Genomic DNA, 26782 nt, shown 5'->3' with positions numbered 1-26782 from the left:
ACGTTTTGACTGCGTTTTGATGACGCCCTGAAGCATTGCGGAAGGGCGCCTCGGTCTCAGTGCCGGTTGCGCCGGCCGCGCGGCTTCAGATAGCGCCGGCGTCGCCGTTTCCAGGAGAAATGCAGGACGCGGGTCATGTACCAGAAGAGCGCGAGCGTGACCACGCCCGCCGCCAGGAAGCCGCTGGCATTGCCGACGATCTGGGCCACGGCGATGATGTTGTGGGAGAAGACCAGGCCGAGCAGCGTGTAGATCAGTACATAGAGCATCTGCCCGGGAATGGCGGCGGCAATGAACAGTTTCCAGCGCATGCCCGCCGCTCCCGCGACCGGGTTCATGTAGGGGCCGATCATCGCCAGCAGCCAGCGCGTGATGAAGATCGCGATGACGCCCCGGCGTTCCAGATAGTCGCGGGCGCGGTCGACGAGGCGTTGGCGCTTCGGCCCGCGCGCGGCAAAACGCTCGACATAGCCGGTGCCGCCGATCCGTCCGGCCCAGTAACCGACCTGGTCGCCGCTGCAGGCCGCCGCGACGCAGACCGTGTAGACCGCCCAGAAGGTCAGGTCGCCCGTTGAAACAAGCGAGCCGCCGAACAGCATGATCACGGCCGTCGGCAGCGGAATGCCGCAACAGGCCAGAAATACGGCAAAGCCGATCACGGGCACGCCGTAGACCGGCAGCAGCGCCAGAAGCTGCTCACTCATCGCGCTCGGCCTTTTCGTCCTCATAATCATCGAGGGCGTGGGCGATCTCGTCCTCCAGTTCTTCAAGCGAGATGCCCTTGATGCGGGCGATCTGGCGGAGCATCATCCGCCGGCTGCGACTGTCGGGAACGAGGTCCAGCTCCTCCGCAAGTTCTTCCGCCGGGATGTCATAGACAATGGCGACATGGCCCAGCGTCATCCAGCCCTTGAGTTCGAGGTTCCGGTTTTCCGGATTGCGCCAGTAGAAGACGGAAAGGACGAACTGCAAGGCAAAGACGAGCGTGATGAAGCCGGTGACGACGAATGCGACGCAGAGGCCCCGGTGACGCCTCCAGAGCGCAGAGAGTGGCGCTATAATCCTCCTGCCAGTCATCGTCCTTGCCTTTCGCTTTTCTCAGAAGTGTCCCCAGATAGCCATTCCGGAGCGCGTGCACAACGCCCGCCGGCGCCCGCCGATTGCGTTCGATACGGGCTTTTCTTCTATCGTCTTGCCCGGCGATCCGCTATGACCCCATGACGTTGCAGCACGAAAGCCCACGGAGAAGAATGGATGAACGAAGAGATCCGCGTCCACAGAAACGACATTCCGGCCGAGGATGCCGCCCGCTATACCGGCGCGATCGCGATCGACACGGAAACGCTCGGGCTGGTGCCGCGTCGTGACCGGCTGTGCGTGGTGCAGATCTCGCCGGGCGACGGGACGGCGGACGTTATCCAGATTGATGCGGGCCAAAAGGAAGCGCCGAACCTTTGCGCCATGCTCGCCGATGCCTCGCGCCAGAAGATCTTTCATTTCGGTCGTTTCGATATCGCCGTTCTCTATTACACATTCGGCGTGACGACCGAGAACGTGTTCTGCACCAAGATCGCCTCGCGCCTGACGCGGACCTATACGGACCGGCATGGTCTTAAGGATAATCTGAAGGAGATGCTCGAGGTCGATGTATCCAAGGCGCAGCAATCCTCCGACTGGGCGGCGGAAACGCTCTCCGAGGCGCAGCTCGCCTATGCCGCCTCCGACGTTCTCTATCTCCACCGCCTGCGCGACAAGCTGATGGAACGGCTGATGCGCGAGGACCGCATGGCGCTCGCCGGCGCCTGCTTCGACTTCCTTCCGACCAGGGCCAAGCTCGACCTTCTGGGGTGGGAGGAAACCGACATTTTTGCCCATAGCTGAGGGGCTTAGCTGGTGTTGCATATCAGCAACAAATTCTCCGGCGGTGCTCTTTAAAGCCATCCTGTCTGCACCCATATCAGACCTTGAGCGGCGTTTGCGCCGCATAATCAGGCCCGCCTCGCTGAGGGGGTTTTTCTAGGTCATCGTCCTGTCGCTTCAAAAGGGCCGGGCGAGGAATGGAGGCAAGGACATGAATATCGAGAAATATTCCGAACGCGTGCGCGGCTTTCTGCAATCCGCGCAGACCTACGCTCTCGGCGAAGGCCATCAGCAGTTCGGCGCCGAGCACCTCTTGAAGGTGCTGCTCGACGACGAACAGGGCATGGCCGCCTCGCTGATCGAGCGGGCAGGGGGCGATGCCAAGAAGGCGCGCCTCGCCAATGACGCGGCGCTCGCCCGGATCCCCAAGGTTTCCGGCGGGAACGGCCAGATTTATCTCTCCCAGCCGCTGGCGAAGGTTTTCAACACCGCCGAGGAGGCAGCGAAGAAGGCCGGCGACAGTTTCGTCACGGTCGAACGGCTGCTTCTGGCGCTGACGATCGAGAAATCCGCGTCGACGGCGAAGGCGCTGGAAGGCGCCGGCGTGACGCCGAACGGGCTGAACGAGGCCATCAACGAGATCCGCAAGGGCCGCACCGCCGACAGCGCCAGCGCCGAGGAAGGCTATGACGCTCTGAAGAAATATGCGCGCGACCTCACGGCCGATGCCCGCGACGGCAAGCTCGATCCGGTGATCGGCCGCGACGACGAAATCCGCCGTACCATTCAGGTCCTGTCCCGCCGGACCAAGAACAATCCTGTTCTGATCGGTGAGCCCGGCGTCGGCAAGACGGCGATCACGGAAGGCCTTGCCTTGCGCATTGTCGATGGCGATGTGCCGGAAAGCCTGAAGGACAAGAAGCTGATGGCGCTCGACATGGGCGCGCTGATTGCGGGCGCGAAATATCGCGGCGAGTTCGAGGAACGGCTGAAGGCGGTTTTGAACGAGGTTCAGGCCGAAGCCGGCAAGATCATCCTGTTCATCGACGAGATGCACACCCTGGTCGGCGCCGGGAAGGCCGATGGCGCCATGGATGCGTCCAACCTGCTGAAACCCGCGCTTGCCCGCGGCGAGCTGCACTGCGTCGGCGCGACCACGCTTGATGAATACCGCAAGCATGTCGAAAAGGACGCGGCTCTTGCCCGACGGTTCCAGCCGGTGATGGTTGCCGAGCCGACGGTCGAGGACACGATCTCGATCCTGCGCGGCCTGAAGGAGAAATACGAGCAGCACCATCAGGTGCGCATCTCCGACAGTGCGCTTGTGGCCGCCGCGACGCTTTCGAACCGCTACATCACCGATCGCTTCCTGCCGGACAAGGCCATCGACCTGATGGACGAGGCATCAAGCCGCGTGCGCATGCAGGTGGATTCCAAGCCGGAGGAGCTCGATGAACTCGACCGCCGGATCGTCCAGCTGAAGATCGAGCGCGAGGCGCTGAAGAAGGAAACCGACACGGCATCGAAGGACCGGCTTTCCAGGCTTGAAGGCGAACTCGCCTCTTTGGAAGAAGAGGCCGATACGCTGACGGCGCGCTGGCAGTCGGAAAAGAACAAGCTGAACAAGGCTGCCGACCTGAAGAAGCAGCTGGATGCGGCCCGCAACGAGCTCGCGATCGCCCAGCGCGGCGGCGAGTACCAGAAGGCCGGCGAGCTTGCCTATGGCACGATCCCGAAGCTGGAAAAGGAACTGGCCGAGGCCGAAACCGAGGACAATACGGTCACCGATTCCATCCTGCAGGAGGTTGTCACGCCCGACAATATCGCCCAGGTCGTCTCCCGCTGGACCGGTATCCCGGTCGACAAGATGCTGGAAGGCGAGCGCGAGAAACTGCTCCGGATGGAAGACGAACTGGCCCGCTGGGTCGTCGGCCAGGGTGATGCCGTGCAGGCGGTCTCCCGCTCCGTTCGCCGCGCGCGCGCCGGCCTGCAGGACCCGAACCGCCCGATCGGCTCGTTCATGTTCCTGGGCCCGACCGGCGTCGGCAAGACGGAACTGACCAAGTCGCTCGCCCGCTTCCTCTTCGACGACGAAACGGCGATGGTGCGCATGGACATGTCGGAATACATGGAGAAACACTCCGTGGCCCGCCTGATCGGCGCCCCTCCCGGCTATGTCGGTTACGACGAGGGTGGCATGTTGACCGAGGCGGTGCGCCGCAGGCCGTACCAGGTGGTCCTGTTCGACGAGATCGAAAAGGCCCATCCGGATGTCTTCAACGTGCTGCTGCAGGTGCTCGATGACGGGCGGCTGACCGACGGCCAGGGCCGCACGGTCGACTTCCGCAACACGATCATCATCATGACCTCCAATCTGGGCTCGGAGTTCCTGACCCAGCTTGGCGAAAATGAGGACAGTTCGGCCGCGCGCGAGCAGGTGATGGAGGTCGTCCGGGCGTCGTTCCGGCCGGAGTTCCTGAACCGCGTCGACGATATCATCCTGTTCCACAGGCTGCATCGCGAGGATATGGGCGCGATCGTCGATATTCAGCTCGGCAGGCTCGAAAAGCTTCTGTCCGACCGCAAGATCGAGATCGAGCTGACGCCGGAAGCCCGCGACTGGCTCGCCGAGAAGGGCTATGACCCGGCCTATGGCGCGCGCCCCTTGAAGCGCGTGATCCAGACGGCGGTGCAGGATCCGCTGGCCGAGAGGATCCTCGGCGGCGAAATCGCCGACGGCACCCATGTCAAGGTTGATGCGGGCTCCGACCGGTTGCTGTTCACGCTCTCCGGGCGTTTGCAGGACGTCGCCTGATTACGGCAATCCGGACAAAGCAGCAAAGGCCGCCTCCAGGGGCGGCCTTCACACATTTCATGCACGCGCCGGCATCGCCGGCGGGCGCATCGGCCGTTTCGGCAGGCCCGCGCGGGCCTGCTTTTCCGCGCCCGCAAGCCAGCGCTGTCATCGGAACTGGGCGTCCCCAAGCCCGGAAACAGTGTTTGCGCATTCTTTCAGCGACTTCCCCCAAAAAAAATCCGGCCTGTGGACATGGTTAAAAAAGGCAATTCACTGAATCATTTAGGCCCTGCCCCTGAATCATTTTCCGAACGCGAAAACGACCGATGATGGCAAAGCCGCGGCCTGGGGGCTGGTGTTGGCGTTTGCGCGTTATACACTGATTTTAATAGATGATTCGAAATTAAGCCGGTGGCGCATTGCGGGGAGGCCGGTCAGGAAACTGGCCGGAACCGGAAGCGGGCAACCGGAAAAGGTGGTTCATGGGTCTTGGTCTTTTGGAAATTGAACGTCTGAACAATCCGGTCGACATGATCGAGTTCGTGGCATCCACGAATGACTGGAGTTTCGAGCGTTCGGGCGAGGATGAGATCGCCATGACGGTCGGCGGACGCTGGGCCGACTATCACGTCTCATTCTCGTGGATGAGCCAGCATGAGGCGCTGCACCTTGCCTGCGCCTTCGACCTGCGTGTGCCCGATCATCGCGTGACCGAACTGGTGCGTCTGCTTTCGCGCGTCAATTCCCAGGTTCTGATGGGCCATTTCGATTTCTGGCCGCATGAGAATGTGGTGGTCTTCCGCCATTCGCTGCTTCTGGCGGGCGGCGCGGAGCCCACCAACCAGCAGGTCGAGGGTACGCTTTCCAACGGGCTCGATGCGTGCGAGAATTACTTCCAGGCCTTCCAGTTCGTCGTCTGGTCCGGCATGTCTGCCGAGGACGCGATGAAGGCGGTGATGTTCGAAACGGTTGGAGAGGCCTGATATGGCAGACCTCGGCGAAATCGAAGGACTGGTGCTGGTTGGCGCCGGCAATATGGGCGGCGCTTTGCTTTCGGGCTGGGTCGCGGGCGGGGTGCGTCGCGAGGCGATCACGGTGATCGATCCGAACCCTTCAAACGGCATCAAGAGCCTGCTCGATCGCAGCGGCATCCGTCACCATGTGGCGCCGCCGGATGATATCAAGGCCAAAATACTGGTTCTCGCCGTCAAGCCGCAGGTCATGTATGCCGTGCTCGATACGCTGGCCCCGGTGATAGACGAGAATACGCTGATCATCTCGGTCGCCGCCGGAAAGACGCTCTCCTATTTCGAGGAGCGGCTCGGAAAGCTGGCGATGATCCGCACCATTCCCAATACGCCGTCCATGGTCGGTCGCGGCGTCATCGGCGCCTTTGCCAATGGCCTCGTCACCGAGGCCGCGCGCGAGGAGGCTGATACGCTTCTTGCCGCCGTCGGCCAGGTCGAGTGGGTGGAAAAGGAAGCGGATATCGACGCCGTCACCGCGATTTCCGGCAGCGGTCCGGCCTATGCCTTCTACCTGGTCGAGTGCATGGCCGAAGCCGGCCGCAAGCTCGGGCTTGACGAGAAGCTTGCGATGCGGCTTGCGCGCGGCACGGTGATCGGCGCTGGCGCGCTGATGGACGGCTCGAAGGACGACGCCGGCACGCTGCGCAAGAATGTCACCTCGCCCGGCGGCACGACGGCCGCAGCGCTCGAGCAGCTGATGGCCGAGGACGGCCTGCAGCCGGTCTTCGACCGGGCGCTGGAAGCCGCCTGCAACCGATCGCGCGAACTGGCGGGCTGAATGACGGACGAGATTACCTTTGACGACTTCCTGAAGGTCGATATCCGCGCCGGCACAATTATCGAGGCGGAGACCTTTCCGGAGGCCCGCAAGCCGGCCTACAAGCTGAAGATCGATTTCGGCCCCGATATCGGCGTGAGGAAATCGTCCGCGCAGATCACCGTGCACTATACGCCCGAAACCCTTGTCGGCCGGCAGGTGATGGCGGTGGTGAATTTCCCGCCCCGCCAGATCGGCCCCTTCCGCTCGGAAGTGCTGACCCTCGGCATGGCCGATGCCAATGGCGACATCGTGCTGGCGGCCATCGACAAGCCGGTCGAAAACGGCGCGAAGCTTCACTGAACAATCAGCACGGAATGTGGATGGTTGCCCTGAGCCCGCCGAGCGGGCTTTCCGAGAGCACCACATTGCCGCCATGTCCGCGCGCGATGTCGCGGGCGATCGCAAGGCCGAGGCCGGTGCCCGAGGAATCGAGGTTGCGGGCATTGTCGAGCCGCAGGAACGGCTTGAACACCTCCTCCCTCATGTCCGGGGCGATGCCCGGCCCGTCATCGTCAAAGGAGATCGTCAGCCATTTCTCGCCGTGTTCGGCGGTGATTTCCAGGCGGTTGGCGTGACGCTTGGCATTGGAGGCAAGGTTTGCGATGAGCCGCGCGAAGGCATTGGGCCGCACCGTCACCGCATCATCGCCGACGATGACGTAGTCCAGCGACTTTCCCGACAGTTCGAAATCCTCCTGCTGGCGCTTGAACAGGGCAGAAAGGCTGGCCGTTCCGGTGACCTCCTCGGCATCGCCGCGGGCAAAGTCGATATAGCCCTCCAGCATTTTCTGCATTTCCTCGATATCGAGATTGAGCGCCTCGACTTCGGGGCTGTCGCCGATCAGGGCGAGTTGCAGCTTGAACCGTGTCAGGATGGTGCGCAGGTCGTGGCTGACGCCGTTCAGCATGGTGGTGCGCTGTTCGATCTGCCGCTCGATGCGCTCGCGCATCAGGATGAAGGCAAGGCCGGCGCGGCGGATCTCGATGGCGCCGCGCGGGGTGAAGGGGCGCGAGGAGCGGTGGCCCTTGCCGAAGTCCTCCGCCGCCTGGGTGAGCCTGAGGATCGGGCGGATCTGGCCGCGCAGGAACAGCGTTGCGATCCCGATCAGCACCAGCGACGTGCCGACCATCCACAGGATGAAGATATGCGTGTTCGAGGCATAGGTCATCGAGCGGCGGGCGAAGATCCGCAATATGCCGTCGTCGAGCTTGATGCGGATCTCCACGAAACGCGAATCGCCGAGCGTATCGATCCAGAAGGGGCGGCCGATCTTGGCGGAGATCAGTTCCGCCAGAACCTGGTCCAGAAGGCCGAAAAAGGGCTTCGGCAGGGGCGGGGGCAGCTTGCCGTCTGGTTCGATGGCGACCCTCAGCCCCATGTCACGGGCGGCGATGGACACGATCTCGTCCTGGTAATCGGGGTCGGTCGTGTCGATCAGGTTGATGATTGCGGCGATATCGCCGGTCACCGCGTCGGCGAGGCGGTGGGTGACCATCTGCCAGTGCCGCTCCATAAAGACGGTGGCGACGACGGCCTGAAGCAACAGCATCGGCATGATGATGATCAGCAGCGAGCGGGCGAAAAGACCGCGCGGCAGGCGGTGATGGGTCCAGCGGGCCACTGTCTTGTAGGCGTAGTAGAGATGCCGGAGGCCCGGCAGCCGGACAAGGGCGCGATAGGCCGTGTGAAGTCTGTCGGCAAGTTTCCCGCACACATCCTTCAGGCTTTGGCTGAGTTGTCTCAAGACCTGTTATTCCCGGTTCAGACGATAGCCGATGCCGCGCACCGTCTGCAGGTAGCGCGGGTTTGCCGGATCACTCTCGATCTTGCGCCGCAGCCGGTTGATCTGCACGTCGATCGTGCGCTCGTTGATCTCGGCGTCCGAGCTGACGAGGTCGTAACGCGCCACGGTCTCGCCGGCCTTTTGCGCCAGCATCGACATGATGTCCTGTTCCCGCTCGGTAAGCCGTATCGGCGTCGCGCCCTTCTTCAATTCGCGGCGGCCGAGCGAAAACGTGTAGGGCCCGAACATGATCTGCTCGATCGCCGGCGTCTTCGGCGCCTGGGCGCGGCGCAGGATGTTGCTGATCCTCAGCAGAAGCTCGCGCGGCTCGAAGGGCTTGGGGAGATAGTCGTCCGCGCCCGCCTCAAGCCCCTCGATCCGGGCATCGGCCTCGGCCCTGGCGGTCAAGAGCAGCACGGGGATCGGACGGAGTTTGCTCAGGTCGCGCGTGAGCGAAACGCCGTCCTCGCCCGGCATCATCACGTCGAGCACCAGAAGGTCGAAATCGAGGCCCTCGAGCTTGCGCCGCGCCTCGGCCGCATCTCCGGCCGTTGAAACCCTGTAGCCCTGTTCGCCGAGATAGCGTTTCAGAAGCGTGCGGATACGGGTGTCGTCGTCGACGATCAGAAGGTGGGGGGCGTCGTCTGCGATGTCCCTGGTCATGGTCGCTTTCCGTCATTGGAGGAGAGCAAGGCGCCGCACAAAGCCGCGGGATCGTCATTGCACATCCGCGACAGGAAGGTCTTCACGGCGTCCCGCTCGGAGGCATCGAGGCCGCCGAAGGCTTTGCTGATGCGTTCGAGCTGCGGCGCGAGCAGTTCCTGACGCAGGCTTTCGCCTCTTGCAGAAAGGAACAGGCGGCGCTGGCGGCGGTCTTCCGGCCCCGTCGTCTGGCGCACATAGCCGGCATCGATCAGCTGCTTGAGAACCCGCGCGAGGCTCTGCTTGGTAATGCTCAGCGTCTCCAGAAGGTCGGCGACGCTCATGCCCGGTCGGCTGCCGACGAAATGGACCACGCGATGGTGAGCCCGCCCGAAGCCGATTTCGCCCAGAATCGCGTCCGGATCGGACGTGAAATCGCGGTAGGCGAAAAACAGAAGCTCTACGATCTCGAACGCGGCCTCGCCGTCATCGCGGACAGCCGGTTCTTCGTTTCTTATCGCTTCGCTCTTCGGCACGGAGCCTTGCGTCCTTTCGCCGTTTTGCATTTCCCGACGGCCCGGGGTTTTGCAATCAAACCAAGTCTGACATAGGTGTTGCAATAGGTTTAGTGCGGTTCACCGCGAAATGGAAGACGCGGCGGACGATCGGCAGACGGAAGAGACAATCAAGACCATGGCACAGCTTCAGGCCGGGATCATTCCCGTCACACCCTTGCAGCAGAACTGCACCGTGCTGTTCGACCTGGAAAGCCGCGAAGGCGTGCTGGTCGATCCGGGCGGCGATGCCGAGGTGATCATCCAGACGGTCGAGGAAAACGGCATCAAGCTCCAGGCGATCTGGCTGACCCATGGCCATCTCGACCATGCCGGCGGCGCGATGGAGATGAAGGAGCAGCTCGGGCTTGAAATCATCGGCCCGCATAAGGACGACAAGCCGATCCTCGAGGCGATCGAGGAAAGCGCCGAGCGCTTCGGCATGGCCGGCATGGTGCGCAATGCCTATCCCGATCGGTTCCTGACGGAGGGGGAGGTGCTCGGTTTCGGCGCGCATGAATTCGAGGTATTCCACACGCCCGGCCATTCGCCGGGGCATGTGATCTTCTTCAATCGTCGCCAGAAATTCGCCCATGTGGGCGATGTGCTGTTTCATGGCTCGATCGGCCGAACCGACCTGCCGGGCGGCGATCACCAGACGCTTCTGAATTCGATCCGCACCAAGCTTCTGCCGCTCGGAGATGATGTCGGCTTCATCTGTGGCCACGGCCCCGGCGGGCGCATCGGCGAGGAGCGGCGCACCAATCCGTTTATCCAGGGGCTCTAGCGCATCGGCCCGAAAATCGGAATCGATTTTCGGAAAGCACGATGCGTAGATTCAATAGGTTAGAGCGTCCTTTGTGCGTCCGAATGGACGCACGGCGCTCTAGACGGCAATCGTAACCTGATCTGCATCGATCGCCGCGTTGCCGGCAAACACGGCTTTGCCTGCTTCCATCCGCACGCCCCCGCCCGCAAGACGGCGCAGCGCTGCCGGATAAAGCCGATGCTCGACCGTCAGAATGCGCGCGGCGAGGCTTGCGGCGTCATCGCCGGGCAGGATCGGCACGGCGGCCTGGCCGATGATCGGTCCCTCATCCATGCCTTCGGTGACGAAATGAACCGTGCAACCTGCGATCCGCATGCCGGCTTCGATGGCGCGCCGGTGGGTATCGAGCCCGGGAAAGAGCGGCAAGAGCGACGGGTGGATATTGATGATGCGCCCCGCATAGGCGCGTATGAAATCGGCTGACAAGAGCCGCATGAAGCCGGCAAGGCAGATGAAATCGGGTTCTATGTCCGCGAGCAGGTCCAGCATGGCCTGTTCATGCGCCGCCTTGCCGTCATAATCCTTGCGGGCGAGGGCGTAGGCCGGAATGCCAAGCGCGCGCGCCTTCTCCAGTCCCTTCGCCTCCGGCTTGTCGGCGATCACGGCGACGATCTCCGCCGGAAAGTCATCCGCTTGCGCCGCCTCGGCGAGCCGCACCATGTTCGAGCCGCTTCCCGAGATGAAGACGGCGACGCGCTTCTTCGTCATAGGTTGATCATGCCCTTGTAGACCGTGCCGGCCATGTCGTCGCCGCGGGCAATGATGCGCCCAAGCGCAAAGGCGGTCTCGCCCTCGCGCTTCAGGACTTCGAGCACGTCTTCCAGGTCTTCGGCCTTGCAGACGCCGATCATGCCGACGCCGCAGTTGAAAGTCCGCATCATCTCCGCCGGCGCGACGCCTCCGGCGCGCGCCAGCCAGGAGAAGACGGAGGGCACGGTGATCGCCCCAAGGTCGATCTCGGCCGACAGCGCCTTCGGCAAAACGCGCGGAATGTTCTCGGGAAAGCCGCCGCCGGTAATGTGAGCCAGCGCCTTCACCGCGCCAGTCTCGCGGATGGCGGCGAGAAGCGGCTTCACATAGATGCGGGTCGGCTCAAGCAGCGCTTCGCCCAGCGTCTTGCCCGGCGCGAAGGGGGCCGGAGCCTGCCAGCCGAGGCCGTTCATCTCGGCAACGCGGCGGACCAGCGAGAAACCGTTGGAGTGCACGCCGGATGAGGCAAGGCCGAAGATCACGTCGCCTTCCTCGAGATTTGCCGCCGGTAAAAGCGCGCCGCGTTCGGCTGCCCCAACGGCGAAACCGGCAAGGTCATAATCGCCCCTGGCATACATGCCGGGCATTTCCGCCGTCTCGCCGCCTATCAGCGCGCAGCCGGCCTGGCGGCAGCCTTCGGCGATTCCCTCGACAATGGTCGCGCCTTCTTCCGGATCGAGCGCGCCGGTGGCGAAATAATCCAGAAAGAACAGCGGTTCCGCGCCCTGGACCACCAGATCGTTGACGCACATGGCGACGAGGTCGATGCCGACGGTGTCATGCTTGGCCGCCTCGATGGCGATCTTCAGCTTGGTGCCGACGCCGTCATTGGCGGCGACCAGAACGGGATCGGAAAAACCGGCGGCCTTCAGGTCGAACAACCCGCCAAAGCCGCCGATCTCGCTGTCAGCGCCGGGGCGGCGGGTCGACTTGACCGCAGGCTTGATCATCTCGACCAGAAGGTTGCCCGCATCGATATCGACGCCGGCATCGGAATAGGTCAGTCCGTTCTTACGGGTTTCGCTCGTCTTGCGGGAGTCGCTCATGGGGCCAATCCTCATGCCAATTCGAAACGAGGGCATTGCACGGGTCGTTGCCCGATGCAAGCGGCAAGGCCGGACGCCCCTCCGGATATCACAATAAAGCCGGTTGTTGAGGCCCGAATGCAAGCTCCTCCTAGTGTTTTCCGCCGGTGGATATCGGGGAGGGGCCGTTTCCCGCCATTCTTCGGCCTTGACGCTGGGGTCGCAATGCCCAACAAACAGAGCGCGCCGGTTGCTTCTTCCGGAGAGAGGCACGACCGGGTTTATCAACAAGAACGGCAATTGCTTTTTCAAGGACCAAGCATTGCCTGCGACGGAGTGTGGTGGATGACGAGACGCATCAGCGGCGCTGGCCTCAGGCGACAGGTCATTTTCTGGCTCCTGTTCGCCGCCTTCGTGGCGCTCTTTCTTTATGTGTTCCGCAGTATCCTGCTGCCGTTCGTGGCGGGCATGGCGCTCGCCTATTTCCTCGATCCGGTCGCCGACCGGCTGGAAAAGATCGGGATGAACCGGCTGTGGGCGACGACCACGATCATGCTGACCTTCCTGATCGTCGTGATTGCGGTCCTGCTGCTCATCATTCCGCTTCTCGTCTCGCAGGCCTCCGAGGTGGTCCAGCAATTCCCGAAATACATCGCGGCGCTCGAGCACTATGTGCAGACCACGCAATTGAGCAAGCTGGTCGACTGGGCGAACGGCCAACTGACTGATCTCAGCGAGAATGTCGGCAAGATGCTGTCGGGCGGCGCCTCCATCGCCGGTTCGCTGTTCGGCAGTATCTGGAGTTCGTCGATGGCGGTCGTCAACGTCGTCTCCTTCGTGGTGCTGGCGCCGGTGATTGCGTTCTACCTCCTGCTCGACTGGGACCGGATGGTCGCCAAGGTCGACCAGTGGATCCCGCGCGGCCAGGTTGACGACGTGCGGTATCTCGCCCGCGAGATCAACAGCGTGATTTCCGGTTTCGTGCGCGGCCAGGGGTCGCTCTGCCTGATCCTCGGCGTCTACTACGCCGTGGCGCTCAGCCTTGCCGGGCTTAATTTCGGCGCGTTGATCGGTCTTTTCGCCGGCTTCATCAGCTTCATCCCCTATCTCGGCTCCACATCCGGCCTCGTGTTGTCCATGGGGGTCGCGATGTTCCAGTTCTGGCCGGACTTCTGGATGATCGCGCTGGTCTTCGGCATCTATCTGTTCGGCCAGTTCCTGGAGGGAAACGTGCTGCAGCCGAAGCTTGTCGGCGGCAGCGTGCGGCTTCATCCCGTCTGGCTGATGTTCGCCCTTTTTGCCTTCAGCGTGCTGTTCGGCTTCGTCGGCCTTCTCGTCGCCGTGCCGGTGGCGGCCGCCGTCGGCGTGCTCGTGCGCTTTGCCATCGATCGTTATCTCACCAGCGATCTTTACTGGGACGGGATCGAGCACCATAGCGACGAGCCAATGCCGGTGAAGGAAGAAGAAGGCTGAGCCGTGGCCAGGAAGAGCGAAACCGTGCAGCTGCCGCTTGCCCTCGGCCATGATCCGGTCGCGGATCGGGAGCACCTCCTGGTCTCCGCCTCGATCGCGCCAGCGGTCGATCTCGTCGACCGCTGGCCGGACTGGCGCGCGCCGGTGGTGGTGCTTGTCGGACCGCCGGGCGCCGGCAAGAGCCATCTCGCCGCCATCTGGAAAGGGGTGAGCCAGGCGCGCGACGTGACGGACAATCTGCGCGGCGGCCGACCCGTGCCCTATCGTCAGGGCGCGTTCCTGTTCGAGGACGCCGACCGCGCGGACTTCGACGAGACCGCGCTCTTTCATCTCATCAACACGGTCCGCCAGAACGGTGGCAGCCTGCTGATCACCGCGCGTGACCTGCCCGGCCTCTGGCCCGTTACGCTCGCCGACCTCCGCTCGCGGCTGCATGCGGCAACCGTGGTCGAGATCGGCGCGCCGGATGACGAGCTCCTCGAGCAGGTTATCTTCAAGCTGTTTTCCGACCGGCAACTTGAGGTGGATCGACGCGTCGTGACCTACCTCGTTTCGCGCATGGAGCGCTCGCTCGACAGCGCCTGCCGGATCGTTGATGAGATCGACAGGCTCGCGCTTTCGCGCGGACGCCGGATCACGCGCGCTTTGGCGGCGGAGGTTCTCTCCCTGCGTGAAAATGCAACAATGTGATCCTATCCCCTTTACGCCTGCGAAAAACACGAGCGCGCGCTTGCAAGCGCCCATAAACTGCGCAAGTCTTGCCGCCTGTCACAGTTTCGTTGCCAAATTCGGATAGTCCGGCAGGAAGAGCGGCGACGTCGCTGCGCCCTGTGTCCGGGTCTATGAGAGGGAAGAGCTGAAATCATGGAAAACTTGTCGTCGCGCGTTGATGGAATGAGCGATCTCGACGGTGCCGAGGATCTGAGCCGGAGTCCGGCGCGGTTCGTCAACCGGGAGTTTTCCTGGCTCCAGTTCAACCGAAGGGTGCTGGAGGAAACGCTCAACCCGGCCCATCCGCTGCTGGAGCGTGTACGCTTCCTGTCCATCTCGGCGGCCAATCTCGACGAGTTCTTCATGGTGCGCGTCGCCGGCCTCGAGGGTCAGGTCCGCCAGGGCGTGACCATGCTGTCCGCCGATGGCAAGACGCCGGCCGAGCAGCTTTCGGATATCCTGCGCGAGGTTGACAACCTGCAGATGGAACAGCAGGCGGCCCTGGCCGTGCTGCAGCAATACATGACCAATGAAGGCGTCGTGATTGTCCGCCCTTCGGTCTTGATGGACGAGGATCGCGCCTGGCTGACCAACGAATTCGAGCAGGGTATCTTCCCGGTTCTGACGCCGCTTTCGATCGACCCGGCCCATCCCTTCCCGTTCATCCCCAATCTCGGCTTTTCCATGGGCCTGCAGCTGGTCAGCCGCCACGGCCGCGAGCCGATGAACGCGCTGCTGCGCCTGCCGCCGTCCATGAACCGCTTCGTGCGCATGCCGGATCTCGACGGCGCGATCCGCTACATCACGCTGGAGGATGTGATCGGCATGTTCATCCACCGGCTCTATCCCGGTTACGAGGTGCAGGGCCACGGGACCTTCCGCGTCATCCGCGACAGCGATATCGAGCTGGAGGAAGAGGCGGAAGACCTGGTGCGCTATTTCGAGACGGCGCTGAAACAGCGCCGCCGGGGGTCGGTGATCCGCATCGAGACCGATTCGGAAATGCCGGCATCGCTACGCCATTTCGTCATCCACGAGCTTGGCGTTCCCGAGGATCGCGTTGCGGTTCTGCCGGGGCTGCTGGCGCTCAACACGCTGTCGGAGATCACCAAGGCGCCGCGTCCGGACCTCCTGTTCAAATCCTTCAATCCGCGTTTTCCCGAGCGCGTGCGCGAGCATGTCGGCGACAGCTTCGCCGCGATCCGCGAGAAGGACTTCGTGGTTCATCACCCTTACGAATCCTTCGATGTCGTCGTCCAGTTCCTGATCCAGGCGGCCCGCGACCCGAACGTGCTCGCCATCAAGCAGACGCTCTACCGCACCTCCAATGACAGCCCGATCGTGCGGGCGCTGATCGACGCGGCGGAGGCCGGCAAGTCGGTCACCGCGCTGGTGGAGCTGAAGGCGCGATTCGACGAGGAAGCCAATATCCGCTGGGCGCGCGACCTTGAGCGCGCCGGCGTGCAGGTGGTCTTCGGCTTCATCGAGCTGAAGACCCATGCCAAGCTTTCCATGGTGGTGCGTCGCGAGGACGGCAATCTCAGGACCTATTGTCATATGGGCACCGGCAACTACCACCCGATCACGGCGAAGATCTACACCGATCTTTCCTACTTCACCTGCGATCCGAAGATCGCCCAGGACGTGGCGGAGGTCTTCAACTTCATCACCGGCTATGGCGAACTCGAGCAGAACATGAAGCTCGCCGTTTCGCCAAAGACCATGCGCCCGCGCATCCTCCAGCACATCGAGGAGGAGATCGAGCATGTCCGCAACGGCCTGCCGGGCGCGATCTGGATGAAGATGAACTCGCTCGTCGACCCGAAGATCATCGACGCGCTCTATCGGGCAAGCGGCGAGGGCGTGCAGATCGACCTCGTGGTGCGCGGCATCTGCTGCCTGCGCCCGCAAGTGCCGGGGCTTTCGGAAAATATCCGCGTCAAGTCGATCGTCGGCCGCTTCCTCGAACATTCCCGCATCTACTGCTTCGGCAACGGTCACGGCCTGCCTTCGGAAAACGCGCATGTCTATGTCGGTTCCGCCGACCTGATGCCGCGCAATCTTGACCGGCGCGTGGAGACCATCGTGCCGCTGACCAACCCGACTGTGCATGAGCAGGTGCTTTCGCAGATCATGCTGGGCAATATCATTGACAACCAGCAGAGCTACGAGATACTGCCCGACGGAACCTCGCGACGTGTGGAGCCGCGCGAGGGCGAGGAACCGTTCAACGCGCAGGAGTACTTCATGACCAATCCGAGCCTTTCGGGCCGCGGTGAAGCTTTGAAATCAAGTGCGCCGAAGCTCATCGCCGGGCTGTTGTCCGGCCACAATAAATAAGCCGGTAGTTTATGGTCGAATCAGAAGCACAGGGGCGCCTTCCGGGCATCAACCCTGTCTCCGTGGTCGATATCGGGTCCAACTCGGTTCGTATCGTTATCTATGAGGGCCTGTCGCGCGCGCCGACGGTGCTTTTCAACGAGAAGGTTCTCTGCGGCCTCGGGCGCGGCATCGCCGCTACCGGCAAGATGAACGAGGAGGGGGTCGAGCGCGCGCTCAGGGCCCTCAAGCGCTTCAAGGCGCTTGCCGTGCAGGCCCGTTCCGTCACCATGCACGTGCTGGCGACGGCTGCGGCCCGCGAGGCGGAGAACGGCCCGGCCTTCATCGCCGCGGCCGAGGAAATTCTCGGCATCGAGATCCGCGTTCTGACCGGCCGGGAAGAGGCGCTCTACTCCGCCTACGGCATCATCAGCGGTTTCTACCAGCCCGACGGGATTGCCGGCGACCTTGGCGGCGGCTCGCTCGAGCTCATCGACATCAAGGACAAGACCTATGGCGACGGCATCACCCTGCCGCTCGGCGGCATCCGTCTTTCCGAACTTTCCGAAGGCTCGCTGACCAAGGCGCGCAATTTCGCGAAGAAGCAGGTGAAGAAGGTCGGCTTCCTCGAAAAGGGGCGGGGGCGGACCTTTTACGCCGTCGGCGGCACCTGGCGTAACATCGCCCGCCTGCACATGGAGATGACCGGCTATCCGCTGACGATGATGCAGGGCTACGAGATCGGTTTCGAGGACATGATGTCCTTCCTCGACCGGATCGGCGAGGACGAGGAACAGAAGGACGAGGCCTGGCAGGCCGTCTCCAAGAACCGCCGCATGCTTCTCCCCTTTGGCGCCATCGCCATGCGCGAGGTGCTGAGCATCATGGAGCCGAAATCGATCTGTTTTTCCGCGCAAGGCGTGCGCGAGGGGCTGCTCTACTCGCTCCTCAGCGCCGACGATCAACAGCAGGACCCGCTTCTGGTCGCGGCCCGTCAGCTTGCGCTTCTGCGCGCGCGCTCGCCCAAACATGCAGCCGAAATTGCCGCCTGGACCGGGCTGATGCTGCGCCGCTTCGGCGTGGAGGAAACGCCGGAAGAGGCGCGCTACCGCCAGGCGGCCTGTCTTCTGGCCGATATCAGCTGGCGCGCCCATCCCGATTTCCGCGGGTCGCAGTCGCTGAACGTGATCGCCCATTCATCGCTCAACGGCATCACCCATCCCGGTCGCGCCTTCATTGCGCTCGCGAATTATTATCGCTTCGAAGGCCTGCGCGACGACGACCACACAAACGGTCTCGGCACGATCGCGACGCCGGAACTGATCGAGCGCGCCAAGCTGCTCGGCGGCCTGCTCCGCGTCGCCTACCTGTTCTCCGCCTCTATGCCGGGGATTGTCGGCGCTCTCGACTTCCTGCCCGGCAAGGAGAGTGATGTGGACCTCGAACTGGTGGTGCCGGCCCAATATGCCGATTTCATCGGCGAACGCGTCGAAGGCCGCCTGCAGCAGCTTTCCAAGCTTACCGGCAAGAATCTGGGTATAGCGACGGTCTAGGAATAGACAACGCTCCGATCGTGCTCAGTCGGACGGAGCGTTGATCTCAGCTTCGCCCCGGCTCTTGGCCTTTTTTCAGCGCCGCCACCTCCTGCCTGAGCGCCTTCAGTTCCGACAATATCATCTGCATTTCCGGCTCCCGCGCCTGGCGGTTTTCTTCCAGCAGTTCCTGCTCGTGCTCCTTCTGCATGGCCGAGACGATGATGCCGATGAAGAGGTTGAGCACGGTGAAGGCGGTGGAGAGGATGAAGGGCACGAAGAACAGCCAGGCATTGGGATAGACATCCATGACCGGGCGGACGATGCCCATCGACCAGCTTTCCAGCGTCATGATCTGGAACAGCGAATAGACCGATGCGCCGAGCGAGCCGAACCATTCGGGAAAGGCCTCGCCGTAAAGCTTCGTGGCGATCACGGCGAAGATGTAGAAGACCAGCGCCATCAGCACGATGATCGAGCCCATGCCGGGAAGGGCGGCCACGAGCCCGCCGATCACGCGCCTCAGTGACGGGATCATCGACAGAAGGCGCAAGGCGCGCAGGATGCGCAGCGCGCGCAGCACCTGAAGCGGGCCGCTTGCGGGCAGAAGGCTGATCCCCACGATCGTCAGGTCGAAGAGGCTCCAGGGGTCGCGGAAGAAGCGCAGCCGGTGGGCATAAAGGCGCAAGGCGATCTCGATGACGAAGATGGCCAGCACGAGCCGGTCGAAAAACAGCAGCGCCGGCCCGGCAAAGCTCTGCATCACCGTCTCGGAGGTCTCGAAACCGAGCGTGATCGCATTGATGATGATGACCGTCAGGATAAAGGCTTCCCACGGCCGGGATGTCGTCAAAGCCAGCACCCTGTCACGCATCTTGTCTCGTTCTCCGCACGCCTCGTTTCGGCAAACGAGATGGGGGAAGGCCCGCCATAAAGCAAGAGCGCCGCTCGCTCATCGGCAGCTGCGCGCGACCCGAAGACTTCACGAATGTGTGAACGTCATTGCCAGGGCCTTACATGGACCTTTCCGCGGTTCTCCCGCACACTGATGCCATCCTCAAAAACAGGGGAATGGCCATGCTTCGTTACCTTGCGATGCTCGTTCCTGCAGTCCTGTTGCTCGCGGCAGCGAGCGCGGCCGCGCAATCGCGCCCGCCGGTCAGCCAGTGCCAGGCGATTGCCGAACGCCTGCCGGATGTAAGGTTCGCGAGCCTCGTTCCCGTTGCCTATGAGGCGCCGGAGGTGACGATCACCTTTATCGGCCATTCCACCTATCTGATCGAGACGCCGGAGGGGGTGAGGATCGCGACCGACTATTCCGGCTTCCTGCTCCCCGGCGGTCCGCCGGACGTGGCGACGATGAACAAGGCGCATGAGAGCCATTTCACGCTGACGCCGGATCCGGAGATCGGCATGGTGCTGCACGGCTGGGGCGACGTGCCGGGCGAGGCCGCCGATCACGATCTTGTCGTCGGCGATACCTATATCCGCAACGTCACCACGGATATCCGCGCCTGGGGCAGTTTCGAGGAGGACGGCAATTCCATCTTCATCTTCGAGGTGGCGGGCCTGTGCATCGGGCACCTTGGCCATTTGCATCATGAACTGACCGACAGCCATATCATGGAGATCGGCCGGCTTGATGTGGTCATGGTGCCCGTGGACGGCGGGCTGACGCTCGGGGCGGAGAGCATGCGCAACGTCATCGAGCGGCTTTATTCCTCGATCGTTCTGCCGATGCACCGCACCGGCCCGCGCGTGAGAAGTTTCGCCGAGATGATGGGCGATGGCTTCGAGGTCGTCTATTCCGACAGCCGCTCGCTGACGGTCTCGCTCAGGACGCTCTCCAGTCCGCCGAAAATCATCCTTCTTGAAGGCGTGTGGTAGGTTCTGCGGAACCGTGCCGCTCTTCGCCCCTCAAGCGCGCTTGGGCTTGAACCAGAAGCCCTGCACCCTTATAAGGCGCCCATTCCATCGTTGATAAGATCAAGGCAGGGCGGAGCTCATGGCGGGCCATTCACAGTTCAAAAACATCATGCATCGCAAGGGCCGGCAGGATGCGGTGCGTTCGAAAATGTTCTCCAAGCTGGCGCGCGAGATCACCGTTGCCGCCAAGATGGGCGCGCCCGATCCGGACATGAACCCGCGTCTGCGCCTGGCGATCCAGAACGCCAAGGCGCAGTCCATGCCGAAGGACAATATCGAACGCGCCATCAAGAAGGCCGCCGGCGGCGATGCGGAGAACTATGACGAAGTACGCTACGAGGGCTACGGACCGGGCGGCGTCGCCGTCATCGTCGAGGCGCTTTCGGATAACCGCAACCGCACGGCGTCGAATGTCCGTTCGATCTTCACCAAGGCCGGCGGCGCGCTCGGCGAAACCGGCTCGGTTGCCTTCTCCTTCGATCACGTCGGCGAAATCGTCTACAAGCCGGACGCCGGCGACGCGGACGCAGTCATGGAAGCTGCCATCGAGGCGGGCGCTGAGGACGTGGTTTCCGACGAAGACGGCCACACCATCTACTGCGCCTTCGAGGACATCAACGAGGTCTCTTCCGCGCTACAGGAAACGCTGGGCGAAGCCGACAGCGTCAAGGCCATCTGGAAGCCGCAGAACACCATCCCGGTGGACGAGGAGCGCGCCACGTCGCTGATGCGCCTGATCGAGAACCTGGAAGATGATGACGACGTCCAGAACGTTTATTCGAATTTCGAGGTCGATGACGAAGTGATGGCCAGACTCTCGGCCTGAGCCTTCAAGACTGGATTTGCGGAAAAGCCGCCGGGGCAAGCGCCGGCGGCTTTTCTGCGTCAGGCCGCAGCCCTGGCCAGGCTCTCGCGCAATTCACCGAACAGGGCGACGGATTTCAGCCGCGCCTCGACCGAATGCACAGGCACGGAAATGATCACTTCGTCGGCCCTGGTGTCGGCAATGAAGCCTTGCATCTTCGCCTTCGCCTTTTCCGGCCCGCCGACGACGGCGAACTGGAAGGTGTGCTCGATCGAGAATTTCTCCATTTCGGTCCAGAGGCCATCCATGCTTTTCACCGGGCGCGGGGTCTTGCCGCGCGCATTCCTGCGCAGCGCCACGAAGCTCTGAAGCGCGGAGGTGAAGTGGTAGTCGGCCTCCTCGTCCGTATCGGCCATCGCTCCCATCACGCCGACGATCACGTATGGCTTTCCGCACTGGGCGGAGGGCTTGAAGTTGGAGCGGTAGATGTGGAGCGCGTCAAACAGCATGTCGGGCGCGAAATGCGAGGCAAAGGCGTAAGGCAGGCCAAGGGCCGCCGCCAGATGCGCGCTGTAGGTCGAGGAGCCGAGAATATAGAGCGGCACCTTGGCGCCGGCCCCGGGGTTGGCGATCAGCCGCTGGCCCTCTTCCGGGTCGTCCATCAGCTTCTGCAGCTCGACAATGTCATTGGGGAAGGTCTGGGCGCCGGCCTCCAGATTGCGGCGCAGCGCGCGGGCGGTGTTCATGTCCGTGCCCGGCGCGCGGCCGAGACCGAGGTCGATACGGCCCGGATAGAGCGCTTCCAGCGTGCCGAACTGTTCGGCGATCACCAGCGGCGAATGATTGGGCAGCATGATGCCGCCGGAGCCGACGCGCAGCGTCTCGGTGGCCCGCGCGGCCTCGGAAATGACCAGAGAAGTCGCCGCGCTGGCGATGCCGGTCATGCCGTGGTGCTCGGCGAGCCAGAAACGGGTGAAGCCGGAAGCCTCGGCCTGCCGCGCCATTTGCCGCGTGGCATCGAGCGCTTCCGAGACCGTGCCGCCTTCAACGACGGGGCAGAGATCGAGTATGGAAAATGAAGTCATCGGACAATCCTGTTCCGGAAAATGAGCGTTGGTCCACACTTAGGAATTAATCAGATGATTTGCAAAGCCCGGCTAGAGGAACTGTCCTGCAATAAAGCGCCGGAAGGGAGCTTGCAGAAAGGTCAGGCATTCTGGCACGCGGCCTTCGGTTTGTTGACAAACCTATCCATTCTACCGACGTCATCCTCGGCCTTGTGCCGAGGATCTAACCACGTCACCGCATGAGCGGAGCATCTGCTTGGCAACTGGCTCAATTCACTCCTGTTTTCATTCGAAACGCTTGTCGCGGCGACGCGTGTTTAGATGCGCGGGACAGGCCCGAGCATGACGAGTGAGGGAATGGTGGCCTTGGCCAAAAGCTGAAGGCCGGGCGCATTCGCACCCGGCCTTCCTTGTTCTTCACCTTTGCGCGGGTTCAGACGCCGGAGCGGCCGTCCATGCCGATATAGGCGATGCGCAGCATGTTGGTGGCGCCGGGGGTGCCGAGCGGCACGCCGGCGGAGATGATGATCCGGTCGCCGGGCTTGCCGATGCCCTCGTCCACGACGATGCGGCAGGCGCCGTCGACCATGGTGTCGAGATCGGTCGGCTCGTCGGCCACCACGCAGTGCAGGCCCCAGACGACGGAAAGGCGGCGCGCGGTCTTGACCACCGGCGACAGCGCGATGATCGGCACATTCGGCCGCTCGCGCGCGGCGCGCAGGCCGGTCGTGCCGGATGCCGTGTAGCAGACCATCGCCGTCAGCTTCAGCGTTTCGGCGATCTCGCGCGAGGCGAGCGAGATGGCGTCGGCGCCGGTCGCTTCCGGCTGCGGGCGCTGGGCGTAGAGGATCTGCGGGTAGAGCTGCTCGCGCTCGATGGTGCGGGCGACGGAGGCCATGGTGGAGACCGCTTCGACCGGATACTGCCCGGCAGCCGATTCGGCCGACAGCATGACGGCGTCCGCGCCTTCGAAGACGGCGGTGGCAACGTCGGAGACTTCCGCGCGGGTGGGAACCGGAGAACTGATCATCGATTCCAGCATCTGCGTGGCGACGACCACCGGCTTGCCGGCGGAGCGGCAAAGGCGAATGAGCTTCTTCTGCAGGCCGGGAACGGTCTCCAGCGGCATTTCCACGCCGAGGTCGCCGCGGGCCACCATCAGCGCATCGCTCATCTCGATGATTTCCTCGATGCGCTCGATTGCCTGCGGCTTCTCGATCTTCGACATCAGGCCAACCTGGCCGCGGGCGATCTTGCGCACTTCGGCAAGATCGTCGGGACGCTGAACGAAGGAAAGCGCCACCCAGTCGGCGTCGCCGGTTTCCAGAACGGCGTCAAGGTCGGCGCGGTCCTTGTCCGTCAGGGCGCCGACGCCCAGGAGCGTGTCGGGAAGGGAAACGCCCTTGCGGTCGGAGATCATCGTTCCGGCAATCACCGTGCATTCGATGCTCTTGCCGTCGCATTTCTCCGCGCGCAGCTGCAGCTTGCCGTCGTCGATGAGCAGGCGGTGGCCGGGTTCAACGGACTGCAGGATCTCCGGATGCGGCAGGAAGACGCGCTTCTCGTTGCCGGGCTCATCCTTGTCGTCGAGGGTGAAAGTCTGGCCGATCTCGAGTTCGACCTTGCCGTCGAGGAACTTGCCGACGCGCAGCTTCGGGCCCTGCAGGTCGCAGAGAATGCCGATCGGCCGACCGATGCGGGCCTCGACATTGCGGATACGCTTGATCAGCGTGCGCATCAGGTCATGGCTGGCATGGCTCATATTGATGCGGAAGAGGTCTGCTCCGGCTTCGTGGAGTTTCTGGATCTGCTCTTCTTCAGACGAGGCGGGGCCGAGCGTGGCGAGGATTTTGACTTTTCTGTTTCGTCTCATCAGTTCTGACTTTCTTGGGTGCTGGGCCTTGAGGAAAGCTGAACGGTCCAGCTCTCCTCCCGCCCTGTGTCGTATTCGCTAAATCCCATCTGCTGATAACCCCGCGTGAAACAGTCCTGGACTCCGGTAATCTCGAACTCCTCTTCTGCGACACACATGTTGGTGTAACCGGTCCAACGTCCGCTGCCGGACGCGTCCTCGGCGTAGAGATAGTAATAGCGCGATTGCAAGGGGCCGGGCACGACGGTTGCGCAGGTGGTGGCCGGGAGTTGCCACCATCCCTCCGAAATCCATCCTTCCTCACCCCGATAGCCGACCGCAACGCCCACGAGATTGGCGGTGTCGTTGCAGACCCTGAATTCGGCACGGGCCTGGTCGCTCGGCCAGAGCGTTGCCAGGAAAAGTCCGCCGAAAAAGAGGCCGAGGAGGGGCAGGTGCCGCGTCATGCTCTTGGGTGCATGAGGCGAGGCGCCGAAGGTGAGATGATTCGGTTTCAGTCGCATGTGCCAGATCTCGTTTTGCGTCACCGTGCGGAAGGCGCATTCAATCGATTTGCAGCCTTTATCATAAAGCCCCGCCGCAGGCGAGGCAAATGGCGCGGTTGCGGCTTGCCGATATGCCGACTCTATGCCATCACCCGCATTATTGTTAATTCTGCAGCCGATATCCATGCCGAAGATCAACGCCTACGCGAGAATAGCGGGTAAATATGACACGGGTTTGGTTCTGCTGGCTGATCATGCCATGGCGGACGTGCCCGGGGACTATGGCGCTCTCGGCCTTCAGCACAGCGTTTTCGCCCGCCACGTGGCCTATGATATCGGTGTCGAGGCCCTGACCAGGGCGCTTGCGGCGCGGCTTTCGGCACCGGCGGTGCTGTCGACCTTTTCGCGCCTGCTGATCGATCCCAATCGCGGCGAGGACGACCCGACGCTGATCATGCGGATATCAGACGGGGCAATCATTCCCGGCAATCATCCGCTCGCCCCGGAAGAACGGGAAAAGCGGCTTGCGCTTTTCCATCGTCCCTATCACGAGGCGGTCGAGCGGGCGATCGGGGAGGCGGAGGCGGCCTGCGGAAGGCCGCCGCTGGTCATCTCGCTTCATTCCTTCACGCCCTTCTGGAAAGAAACGGCACGTCCCTGGCACGCGAGCGTGCTCTGGGATGGCGACCCGCGCGCCGCGCGTCCGCTGCTTGCCGCGCTTGCGGCGATCGAGGGCGTGATCGTCGGTGACAACGAGCCCTATGACGGCGCGCTGAAGGGCGATACGATGAACCGGCACTGCATGTCCAAGGGCATCGCCCATGCGCTTATCGAGATCCGTCAGGACCTGATTGCCGATGACGCCGGTGTCGCATTGTGGGCGGACCGTCTCGCACCCATCCTTGCGGATCTCGCGCAAGACGAGACACTGCATGCACGCCGGCATTTTCCCTCGCGCGCATGACGCGGAAGAAAAGGAGGCAGAGATGATGACCCGACCGAGCGAAGAGCAGCAACGCGATCTGGAGGCCGCGGCCTTCCGCCGGCTCGTAGCCCATCTGCGCGAACGCACCGACGTGCAGAACATCGATCTGATGAACCTTGCCGGTTTCTGCCGCAATTGTCTGTCCAACTGGTATCGCGAGGCCGCCGAGGAGCGGGATCTCCTGCTGTCCAAGGAAGACGCCCGCGAAATCATCTACGGCATGCCGTATGAGGAATGGAAGATGCTCCATCAGCGCGCGGCGAGCGACGAGCAGAAGGCGGCGTTCGAAAGCAACAGGCCGAAGGAATGAACGCCGGCGGCGAAGAACGAACTTGACCTTGCCTGCGGTTTTCGGCAGGCAGGAGCCCACGCATTTTCAGCGACACAATTTTCAGCGGCACAAGGAGTTGACCATGGCCGACGACGCACACGGCATTGCGCGCGATCAGCTGCGCTCGATCATCGAACGCATCGAACGTCTCGAGGAAGAAAAGAAGACGATCGCCGACGATATCAAGGATGTTTATGCCGAGGCCAAGGGAACGGGCTTCGATACCAAGGCCCTGCGCAAGATCATCGCCCTGCGCAAGAAGGACGAGCAGGAGCGCATGGAGGAAGAGGCCGTGCTCGATACCTACATGATCGCGCTCGGCATGATTCGGGCTCCCGAGGACGAATAGTCCGCATAAGAGAAGGCGCGGCCGTTCTTGCAGCGGCCGCAATGCCCCCTCAAAACCCGTCGAGTACGAGCTTGAGCCCCGCGAGGAAGGCCATGGCGTACATGAAGGGATAGAACACCTCCATGCGCATGCGCTTGACGACCATGGCTCCGGCGATGGTGGCGACGATGGCGAAGGGCAGAAGGCTCGCCGATGCCGCAAGGTTCGGCGCTCCCAGTTCGCCGAGCGCGTAATAGGGACCGAGCTTGATCACGTTGACGATGGCGAAGAAGCGGACGCTGGCGCCCGTGTAGGACTTCGGATCGAGCTTCAGCGGAAGCGTGTAGATCTGGTAGGGCGGCCCGCCCGAATGCGAGATGAAGCTGGTATAGCCGGCAATGGCGCCCCAGAAGGCGCCCGCGACCGGGCGCTGGCCTTTGGGCGGCTTCTCGATCTTTTCGCCCGGCTTCCAGCGGTCGTAGAAGTATTTCCCGGCGAAGGCGACGGTGGCAAGCCCGACGAGCATGCGGGTCAGCTCGAATGGCACGGTCGAGAAGGTGTACCAGCCGAGTACCGTGCCGATGAGGGCGCCGGGCAAAAGGGCCTTGAGGGTCGGCCAGTGGCCATGGCGTCGCCACGTCCACAGCGCGACCGCGTCCATGACGATCAGGATCGGCAGCATGATCGCCGCTGCCGTCGCCGGCTCGACGACGAAGGTCAGGATCGGCACGCCGAGCAGCGCCAGCGCGCCGCCCATGCCGCCTTTCGTCAGGCCGACGAGGAGAACTGCGGGGATCGCGGCCGCATAAAAAATCGGATCGGGAAGCATGAAATCAAAGCACCTGTTGAAACTCCGCTC

General features: G+C 62.9%; 27 protein-coding genes. 15 read left to right on the top strand and 12 right to left on the bottom strand.

Going from position 1 to position 26782, the window contains the following annotated elements; all coding sequences use genetic code 11:
• Positions 1 to 56 precede the first annotated feature (56 nt).
• Both AZF01_RS14885 and AZF01_RS14880 read right to left on the bottom strand, forming a co-directional pair.
• Positions 57 to 704 carry a DedA family protein gene (locus AZF01_RS14885; protein ID WP_024707558.1) on the bottom strand — a complete coding sequence of 216 codons (648 nt, stop codon included), beginning with the start codon at positions 702 to 704 and terminating at the stop codon, positions 57 to 59.
• Entirely contained in the window at positions 697 to 1077 is a 381-nt protein-coding gene (locus AZF01_RS14880; protein ID WP_152534501.1) for a hypothetical protein, read from the bottom strand. The genes AZF01_RS14885 and AZF01_RS14880 overlap by 8 nt, the downstream gene beginning before the upstream one ends.
• Before the next feature lie 177 nt (positions 1078 to 1254).
• Here AZF01_RS14880 and AZF01_RS14875 point away from each other — a divergent pair, with 177 nt between their 5' ends.
• The 5 genes from AZF01_RS14875 to AZF01_RS24055 all read left to right on the top strand — a co-directional run bounded on the left by AZF01_RS14875 (position 1255) and on the right by AZF01_RS24055 (position 6805).
• Positions 1255 to 1881, top strand: coding sequence for a ribonuclease D (locus AZF01_RS14875; RefSeq protein ID WP_024707556.1), 627 nt, complete (start codon positions 1255 to 1257; stop codon positions 1879 to 1881).
• 190 nt (positions 1882 to 2071) lie between these two features.
• A complete protein-coding gene (gene clpB / locus AZF01_RS14870) occupies positions 2072 to 4675 on the top strand; it encodes an ATP-dependent chaperone ClpB (RefSeq protein WP_024707555.1) in 2604 nt (867 codons plus the stop codon).
• 464 nt (positions 4676 to 5139) lie between these two features.
• Positions 5140 to 5640, top strand: a complete 501-nt coding sequence (locus AZF01_RS14865; protein WP_024707554.1) for a YbjN domain-containing protein — start codon at positions 5140 to 5142, stop codon at positions 5638 to 5640.
• A gap of 1 nt (position 5641) precedes the next feature.
• The gene (gene proC, locus AZF01_RS14860) at positions 5642 to 6463 is read left to right on the top strand and encodes a pyrroline-5-carboxylate reductase (RefSeq protein ID WP_024707553.1); all 822 of its coding nucleotides are present in this window, start codon (positions 5642 to 5644) and stop codon (positions 6461 to 6463) included.
• A complete protein-coding gene (locus tag AZF01_RS24055) occupies positions 6464 to 6805 on the top strand; it encodes a tRNA-binding protein (protein WP_061449705.1) in 342 nt (113 codons plus the stop codon).
• A gap of 4 nt (positions 6806 to 6809) precedes the next feature.
• On the opposite strand, the gene AZF01_RS14850 is transcribed toward AZF01_RS24055, so the two are convergent.
• The 3 genes from AZF01_RS14850 to AZF01_RS14840 form a co-directional block, all read right to left on the bottom strand.
• Entirely contained in the window at positions 6810 to 8165 is a 1356-nt protein-coding gene (locus AZF01_RS14850) for an ATP-binding protein (protein WP_036235880.1), read from the bottom strand.
• A gap of 90 nt (positions 8166 to 8255) precedes the next feature.
• Positions 8256 to 8951: a response regulator gene (locus AZF01_RS14845; RefSeq protein ID WP_024706539.1), complete on the bottom strand. Its 696-nt coding sequence runs from the start codon at positions 8949 to 8951 to the stop codon at positions 8256 to 8258.
• The gene (locus AZF01_RS14840; protein WP_024706538.1) at positions 8948 to 9496 is read right to left on the bottom strand and encodes a MarR family winged helix-turn-helix transcriptional regulator; all 549 of its coding nucleotides are present in this window, start codon (positions 9494 to 9496) and stop codon (positions 8948 to 8950) included. Before AZF01_RS14840 ends, AZF01_RS14845 begins: the two co-directional genes overlap by 4 nt.
• 127 nt (positions 9497 to 9623) lie before the next feature.
• Between AZF01_RS14840 and AZF01_RS14835 the strand changes: the two genes are divergently transcribed.
• On the top strand, positions 9624 to 10271 hold the full coding sequence (locus AZF01_RS14835) for an MBL fold metallo-hydrolase (RefSeq protein ID WP_024706537.1): 648 nt from the start codon (positions 9624 to 9626) through the stop codon (positions 10269 to 10271).
• Positions 10272 to 10370: 99 nt separating this feature from the next.
• Here AZF01_RS14835 and purN read toward each other — a convergent pair whose 3' ends face one another.
• Together purN and purM are read right to left on the bottom strand one after the other, a co-directional pair.
• Positions 10371 to 11021, bottom strand: a complete 651-nt coding sequence (gene purN, locus AZF01_RS14830; protein ID WP_024706536.1) for a phosphoribosylglycinamide formyltransferase — start codon at positions 11019 to 11021, stop codon at positions 10371 to 10373.
• Positions 11018 to 12109 (bottom strand): phosphoribosylformylglycinamidine cyclo-ligase, encoded by a 1092-nt coding sequence (gene purM, locus AZF01_RS14825; RefSeq protein ID WP_036235863.1) that lies wholly within the window; start codon positions 12107 to 12109, stop codon positions 11018 to 11020. The genes purN and purM overlap by 4 nt, the downstream gene beginning before the upstream one ends.
• 324 nt (positions 12110 to 12433) lie before the next feature.
• Here purM and AZF01_RS14820 point away from each other — a divergent pair, with 324 nt between their 5' ends.
• From AZF01_RS14820 to ppx, 4 genes are all read left to right on the top strand, one after another.
• Positions 12434 to 13561, top strand: coding sequence for an AI-2E family transporter (locus AZF01_RS14820; protein ID WP_024706534.1), 1128 nt, complete (start codon positions 12434 to 12436; stop codon positions 13559 to 13561).
• Positions 13562 to 13564: 3 nt separating this feature from the next.
• On the top strand, positions 13565 to 14251 hold the full coding sequence (gene hdaA, locus AZF01_RS14815; protein WP_024706533.1) for a DnaA regulatory inactivator HdaA: 687 nt from the start codon (positions 13565 to 13567) through the stop codon (positions 14249 to 14251).
• A 174-nt stretch (positions 14252 to 14425) separates the two neighbouring features.
• Positions 14426 to 16612 carry an RNA degradosome polyphosphate kinase gene (locus tag AZF01_RS14810; protein WP_024706532.1) on the top strand — a complete coding sequence of 729 codons (2187 nt, stop codon included), beginning with the start codon at positions 14426 to 14428 and terminating at the stop codon, positions 16610 to 16612.
• Positions 16613 to 16623: 11 nt separating this feature from the next.
• The gene (ppx, locus tag AZF01_RS14805; RefSeq protein WP_024706531.1) at positions 16624 to 18144 is read left to right on the top strand and encodes an exopolyphosphatase; all 1521 of its coding nucleotides are present in this window, start codon (positions 16624 to 16626) and stop codon (positions 18142 to 18144) included.
• A 46-nt stretch (positions 18145 to 18190) separates the two neighbouring features.
• Here ppx and AZF01_RS14800 read toward each other — a convergent pair whose 3' ends face one another.
• Entirely contained in the window at positions 18191 to 18997 is an 807-nt protein-coding gene (locus tag AZF01_RS14800; protein WP_024706530.1) for an ion transporter, read from the bottom strand.
• Between the two features lie 197 nt (positions 18998 to 19194).
• Between AZF01_RS14800 and AZF01_RS14795 the strand changes: the two genes are divergently transcribed.
• A complete protein-coding gene (locus AZF01_RS14795; protein WP_024706529.1) occupies positions 19195 to 20010 on the top strand; it encodes an MBL fold metallo-hydrolase in 816 nt (271 codons plus the stop codon).
• Between the two features lie 118 nt (positions 20011 to 20128).
• Positions 20129 to 20875 carry a YebC/PmpR family DNA-binding transcriptional regulator gene (locus AZF01_RS14790; RefSeq protein ID WP_024706528.1) on the top strand — a complete coding sequence of 249 codons (747 nt, stop codon included), beginning with the start codon at positions 20129 to 20131 and terminating at the stop codon, positions 20873 to 20875.
• 59 nt (positions 20876 to 20934) lie between these two features.
• Here the strand turns inward: AZF01_RS14790 and AZF01_RS14785 are convergent, their stop codons facing one another.
• From AZF01_RS14785 to AZF01_RS14775, 3 genes are all read right to left on the bottom strand, one after another.
• Positions 20935 to 21939, bottom strand: a complete 1005-nt coding sequence (locus AZF01_RS14785) for an LLM class flavin-dependent oxidoreductase (protein WP_024706527.1) — start codon at positions 21937 to 21939, stop codon at positions 20935 to 20937.
• Between the two features lie 415 nt (positions 21940 to 22354).
• A complete protein-coding gene (gene pyk / locus AZF01_RS14780) occupies positions 22355 to 23794 on the bottom strand; it encodes a pyruvate kinase (RefSeq protein ID WP_024706526.1) in 1440 nt (479 codons plus the stop codon).
• Positions 23794 to 24297: a DUF1036 domain-containing protein gene (locus tag AZF01_RS14775; protein WP_051423976.1), complete on the bottom strand. Its 504-nt coding sequence runs from the start codon at positions 24295 to 24297 to the stop codon at positions 23794 to 23796. The genes pyk and AZF01_RS14775 overlap by 1 nt, the downstream gene beginning before the upstream one ends.
• 166 nt (positions 24298 to 24463) lie before the next feature.
• On the opposite strand from AZF01_RS14775, the gene AZF01_RS14770 reads away from it, so the two are divergent.
• The 3 genes from AZF01_RS14770 to AZF01_RS14760 all read left to right on the top strand — a co-directional run bounded on the left by AZF01_RS14770 (position 24464) and on the right by AZF01_RS14760 (position 25944).
• A complete protein-coding gene (locus AZF01_RS14770) occupies positions 24464 to 25243 on the top strand; it encodes an N-formylglutamate amidohydrolase (RefSeq protein WP_024706524.1) in 780 nt (259 codons plus the stop codon).
• 25 nt (positions 25244 to 25268) lie between these two features.
• The gene (locus AZF01_RS14765) at positions 25269 to 25574 is read left to right on the top strand and encodes a DUF1244 domain-containing protein (RefSeq protein ID WP_024706523.1); all 306 of its coding nucleotides are present in this window, start codon (positions 25269 to 25271) and stop codon (positions 25572 to 25574) included.
• A gap of 103 nt (positions 25575 to 25677) precedes the next feature.
• A complete protein-coding gene (locus tag AZF01_RS14760) occupies positions 25678 to 25944 on the top strand; it encodes a DUF2312 domain-containing protein (protein ID WP_024706522.1) in 267 nt (88 codons plus the stop codon).
• A 49-nt stretch (positions 25945 to 25993) separates the two neighbouring features.
• Here AZF01_RS14760 and AZF01_RS14755 read toward each other — a convergent pair whose 3' ends face one another.
• Positions 25994 to 26752 (bottom strand): sulfite exporter TauE/SafE family protein, encoded by a 759-nt coding sequence (locus AZF01_RS14755; RefSeq protein WP_024706521.1) that lies wholly within the window; start codon positions 26750 to 26752, stop codon positions 25994 to 25996.
• Positions 26753 to 26782 lie beyond the last annotated feature (30 nt).

The sequence above is a fragment of the Martelella sp. AD-3 genome (genome assembly GCF_001578105.1).
GTDB lineage: Bacteria > Pseudomonadota > Alphaproteobacteria > Rhizobiales > Rhizobiaceae > Martelella.
This window is presented reverse-complemented; position numbering and strand designations above follow the sequence as displayed.

Excerpts from the sequence above, each read along its gene's own strand:
- AZF01_RS14885 (WP_024707558.1), bottom strand. The coding sequence starts at position 704 with ATGAGTGAGCAGCTTCTGGCGCTGCTGCCGGTCTACGGCGTGCCCGTG.
- AZF01_RS14880 (WP_152534501.1), bottom strand. The coding sequence starts at position 1,077 with ATGACTGGCAGGAGGATTATAGCGCCACTCTCTGCGCTCTGGAGGCGT.
- AZF01_RS14875 (WP_024707556.1), top strand. The coding sequence starts at position 1,255 with ATGAACGAAGAGATCCGCGTCCACAGAAACGACATTCCGGCCGAGGAT.
- clpB (WP_024707555.1), top strand. The coding sequence starts at position 2,072 with ATGAATATCGAGAAATATTCCGAACGCGTGCGCGGCTTTCTGCAATCC.
- AZF01_RS14865 (WP_024707554.1), top strand. The coding sequence starts at position 5,140 with ATGGGTCTTGGTCTTTTGGAAATTGAACGTCTGAACAATCCGGTCGAC.
- proC (WP_024707553.1), top strand. The coding sequence starts at position 5,642 with ATGGCAGACCTCGGCGAAATCGAAGGACTGGTGCTGGTTGGCGCCGGC.
- AZF01_RS24055 (WP_061449705.1), top strand. The coding sequence starts at position 6,464 with ATGACGGACGAGATTACCTTTGACGACTTCCTGAAGGTCGATATCCGC.
- AZF01_RS14845 (WP_024706539.1), bottom strand. The coding sequence starts at position 8,951 with ATGACCAGGGACATCGCAGACGACGCCCCCCACCTTCTGATCGTCGAC.
- AZF01_RS14840 (WP_024706538.1), bottom strand. The coding sequence starts at position 9,496 with ATGCAAAACGGCGAAAGGACGCAAGGCTCCGTGCCGAAGAGCGAAGCG.
- AZF01_RS14835 (WP_024706537.1), top strand. The coding sequence starts at position 9,624 with ATGGCACAGCTTCAGGCCGGGATCATTCCCGTCACACCCTTGCAGCAG.
- purN (WP_024706536.1), bottom strand. The coding sequence starts at position 11,021 with ATGACGAAGAAGCGCGTCGCCGTCTTCATCTCGGGAAGCGGCTCGAAC.
- purM (WP_036235863.1), bottom strand. The coding sequence starts at position 12,109 with ATGAGCGACTCCCGCAAGACGAGCGAAACCCGTAAGAACGGACTGACC.
- AZF01_RS14820 (WP_024706534.1), top strand. The coding sequence starts at position 12,434 with ATGACGAGACGCATCAGCGGCGCTGGCCTCAGGCGACAGGTCATTTTC.
- AZF01_RS14810 (WP_024706532.1), top strand. The coding sequence starts at position 14,426 with ATGGAAAACTTGTCGTCGCGCGTTGATGGAATGAGCGATCTCGACGGT.
- ppx (WP_024706531.1), top strand. The coding sequence starts at position 16,624 with ATGGTCGAATCAGAAGCACAGGGGCGCCTTCCGGGCATCAACCCTGTC.
- AZF01_RS14800 (WP_024706530.1), bottom strand. The coding sequence starts at position 18,997 with ATGCGTGACAGGGTGCTGGCTTTGACGACATCCCGGCCGTGGGAAGCC.
- AZF01_RS14795 (WP_024706529.1), top strand. The coding sequence starts at position 19,195 with ATGGCCATGCTTCGTTACCTTGCGATGCTCGTTCCTGCAGTCCTGTTG.
- AZF01_RS14790 (WP_024706528.1), top strand. The coding sequence starts at position 20,129 with ATGGCGGGCCATTCACAGTTCAAAAACATCATGCATCGCAAGGGCCGG.
- AZF01_RS14785 (WP_024706527.1), bottom strand. The coding sequence starts at position 21,939 with ATGACTTCATTTTCCATACTCGATCTCTGCCCCGTCGTTGAAGGCGGC.
- pyk (WP_024706526.1), bottom strand. The coding sequence starts at position 23,794 with ATGAGACGAAACAGAAAAGTCAAAATCCTCGCCACGCTCGGCCCCGCC.
- AZF01_RS14775 (WP_051423976.1), bottom strand. The coding sequence starts at position 24,297 with ATGCGACTGAAACCGAATCATCTCACCTTCGGCGCCTCGCCTCATGCA.
- AZF01_RS14770 (WP_024706524.1), top strand. The coding sequence starts at position 24,464 with ATGCCGAAGATCAACGCCTACGCGAGAATAGCGGGTAAATATGACACG.
- AZF01_RS14765 (WP_024706523.1), top strand. The coding sequence starts at position 25,269 with ATGACCCGACCGAGCGAAGAGCAGCAACGCGATCTGGAGGCCGCGGCC.
- AZF01_RS14760 (WP_024706522.1), top strand. The coding sequence starts at position 25,678 with ATGGCCGACGACGCACACGGCATTGCGCGCGATCAGCTGCGCTCGATC.
- AZF01_RS14755 (WP_024706521.1), bottom strand. The coding sequence starts at position 26,752 with ATGCTTCCCGATCCGATTTTTTATGCGGCCGCGATCCCCGCAGTTCTC.